Source organism: Collinsella sp. AM41-2BH (genome assembly GCF_003468085.1).
GTDB lineage: Bacteria > Actinomycetota > Coriobacteriia > Coriobacteriales > Coriobacteriaceae > Collinsella.
The window spans coordinates 1-3,102 of the sequence record NZ_QSGH01000037.1 but is presented as its reverse complement, the minus strand read 5'-3'; the positions used below and the strand labels follow the sequence as shown (position 1 = coordinate 3,102).

At 61.9% G+C, this 3,102-nt stretch carries 4 protein-coding genes; 3 read left to right on the top strand and 1 reads right to left on the bottom strand.

Features of this window, described 5'->3' with window-relative positions:
- Nucleotides 1-217: 217 nt before the first annotated feature.
- From DW899_RS10295 to DW899_RS10285, 3 genes are read left to right on the top strand one after another with little or no spacing between them, the layout of a single operon-like run.
- A complete protein-coding gene (locus tag DW899_RS10295) occupies nucleotides 218-856 on the top strand; it encodes a hypothetical protein (protein WP_117801050.1) in 639 nt (212 codons plus the stop codon).
- Nucleotides 853-1,578 carry a metallophosphoesterase gene (locus DW899_RS10290; RefSeq protein WP_117801047.1) on the top strand — a complete coding sequence of 242 codons (726 nt, stop codon included), beginning with the start codon at nucleotides 853-855 and terminating at the stop codon, nucleotides 1,576-1,578. Before DW899_RS10295 ends, DW899_RS10290 begins: the two co-directional genes overlap by 4 nt.
- Entirely contained in the window at nucleotides 1,578-2,315 is a 738-nt protein-coding gene (locus DW899_RS10285; RefSeq protein WP_117778757.1) for a metallophosphoesterase, read from the top strand. Before DW899_RS10290 ends, DW899_RS10285 begins: the two co-directional genes overlap by 1 nt.
- A gap of 42 nt (nucleotides 2,316-2,357) precedes the next feature.
- Here DW899_RS10285 and DW899_RS10280 read toward each other — a convergent pair whose 3' ends face one another.
- Nucleotides 2,358-2,936: a hypothetical protein gene (locus DW899_RS10280; protein WP_117801044.1), complete on the bottom strand. Its 579-nt coding sequence runs from the start codon at nucleotides 2,934-2,936 to the stop codon at nucleotides 2,358-2,360.
- Nucleotides 2,937-3,102 lie beyond the last annotated feature (166 nt).

Here is a 3,102-nt window from a genome sequence, read left to right as displayed (position 1 = left end):
ATCAGCTCAATGTGTTCGGTTGAGATCGGAAATCAACCTTCGCGCGTGGGCCTCGATTATCGACCGTTCGCGCGTGGGCGCGTGGGCGTAAACTTTTAGTTGGGCAAATCCGGCAGATTGGAGCTTGAAACATGAGGGATATGCACCTCATGTCGCTCATAAAACGTCTCCTGACCTCGAAGGAGAACGTTTTTTAGCGATAAAAGGAGACATAAATATGATCTGGTTTACCAGCGACACCCACTTCGGGCATGAGAACGTGCTGAAGTTCACCGACCGCCCGTGGGAGACGATTTGGCAGATGAACGACGCCATCGTCGACAACATCAACGGCAAGGTTGCCGTGGACGACGAGCTCTACATCCTGGGGGATTTCTCATTCAAGATGACCGCCCAGGACGCCTACGGGCTGCGCAAGCGGATCGCCTGCAGGCGCATCCACCTCGTCCCGGGAAACCACGACAAGGACTGGACCCAGCCGGCGGTCGCGGGCGCCTTCACCGTGGAGCCGCCGATCTGCGTGCTCAAGATCGACGGGCAGAAGATCGTCCTGAGCCATTACCCCATGGCCGACTGGCAGGGTATGGGCCATGGATCGTGGCACCTCCACGGACACATCCACAGCGGCGACGGCGCGTACAACGAGTTCAACCGCAAGCAGGGCCTTCTGCGCTACGACGTCGGTTGCGATGCCAACGGGCACTCCCCGGTGAGCCTCGACGAGCTGAGGGAATGGTTCGCCGGAGTCGACGAGCCGTGCGACCGGGTGAAATGGCCCTGGTGGGTCAACGAGACCGGCGACAGGCAGGTCGAGCGCGAGCTGGCGGCGTACAAGCGGAAAGAGGCGATCCGATGACGGTCTATGTGACAGGCGACATCCACGGTGGGCTCGACATGCAAAAGCTCCGCGACTGGGAGCTTGGCGACAGTCTTACCAGCGACGACTATCTCATCGTTGCCGGTGACTTTGGCTTTCCGTGGGGCTTTTCTGCCGAGGAATGCGCCGACATCGCCTGGCTGGAGTCGCGCCCCTACACGGTACTGTTCGTCGACGGCAACCACGAGCGCTTCGATCACTGGGCGGAGCGCCCCATGGAGCCGTGGCATGGCGGGCTGACGCAGCGCCTGTCGGACACCTCGCCCATTCGGCGCCTGACGCGCGGCGAGGTCTTCGAGCTCGACGGCTCGACAATCTTCACCATGGGCGGTGCCACGAGCGTGGACAGGGAATACCGCGTTCCGTATTCCAGCTGGTGGCCTCAGGAGCTCCCGGACGAGCGCGAATTCGATGCCGCGCGGGCAAAGCTCGACGAGGTCGGCTGGAAGGTCGACTGCGTCATCACCCATGCCTGCGCCACGCGCATGCTCTCGCCGACGCTCTACCCGGACCCGGGCTGGGAACGCCCCGATGTGGACCGGCTGACCGGATTCCTCGACGAGCTCGAGGACCGCCTGGACTACAAGCGCTGGTATTACGGCCATTTTCACCGAGACGGCAATCCGGACGAACGGCACACGGTGCTGTATGACCGGATCGTGAGGCTCGGGGACAAACTCCTGCCGTGGGGTGCGTACTGATGACGGTCTATGTGACAGGCGACGTGCACGGCAGGGCCGAGTACGGGTCCAGCCGGTTTGCATTCAAAAATTGGCCGCTGGGCCGGACCCTGACGCGCGATGACGCGGTGATCGTGGCCGGCGACTTCGGCTTTGTCTGGGACGGCTCGAATGCTGAGAGGTATTGGCTCGACTGGTTCGAGTCGAAGCCCTGGACCACGTGTTTCGTAGACGGCAACCATGAGAACCACCACGCCCTGGCCGGGCTGCCGGTGCGGGAGTGGAACGGCGGGCTCGTCCATGAGGCACGACCGCACGTGCTGCACCTGATGCGCGGAGAGGTGTTCGATATCGACGGGCTCACAGTCCTTGCCATGGGCGGCGCCGCGAGCAACGACAGGCAGTATCGCAAGGAGGGGAGGAGCTGGTGGCCTGAGGAGATGCCGAGCGAGAAAGAGACGGAACACTGCCGTTCCTCGCTCGACCGCGTGGGCTGGAAGGTCGACTACGTTGTGACTCACGAGGCTCCGGCTGCCCTTGCTGAGGGGCTGTGTCGCGAACGCGGACGTGAGTACCGCGGGGATCCGCTGCAAACCTTCCTGGGTGAGCTCGACGGACGGCTCGGCTACCGCGTCTGGTTCTTCGGTCACTACCATCGCGATAAATGGTGCGACACCAGGCATCGCCTTATCTACCGAGACATCGTGCCGATCGAAGATGCTGCGCCCGGTTCTAGAAACCTTCTAAAAGCGCTCTAGAAGGTTTCTAGAAATCAGTTACCTGACAGGAAGGGCGCGGGACTACTCGCCCCTCATCTTGGTCATGACCTCGACCTTGGCCTCGGCCACGGTCGCCCGCCGCTCGGAGGCGGCGAGGCGGTCCTTGAGGGCGGCGACTTCGGCCATCAGGTCGCGCTGGGCCAGTAGCGCATCGCTCAGCTCGGCCTGGGCTTTCAACGCAGCGTCACGCTCGCCGCGCAGTCGCTCGATCTCATCGGCCATGGCCTCAGCCTCGGCGTGGGGCTGGGCGACCTGCCTGCCGAGCCCCTTAGCACGGGAAAGGTGCCTGACGCCCGCGGCGTGGAGCTCGTTGTTCTCGAGTTCGAGACTCGCGGTATCGAGTTCGAACTTCTCCTCTATAAAGGCAATCCGCTCATTGCAGTCGGCCTCAATTTTTTCATTCCGATCCGTCGCCTCGGCGAGCTTGCGGTTGAATTTGTCGAGCTGGGCCCTGAGCAGCGCGTTCTCGGTCTTGAGATCGGCGGTCTCGCGCAGCAGCTTCTCTCGCCAAGCCTTTTCAATCTGCTCGGCGGCCTCATCGAGGACGTCCTTCACGCCGGGCGTCTCGCTGATTTTTCTGTCGTTCGGGTTGTCTGTCATCGTGCGGCACTCCAATCAACAATGGGCATGGCTCCGCCATGCCGTACGGCTGGGAACAAATACGCGGCCGCTGTTGAGTTGTGTTTGTCCTGCGCTTGGTGAGTTCTAAAAGCGTCTCAAGTCATAGGTTGATTTCCGATCTCAACCGAACACATTGAGCTGATGG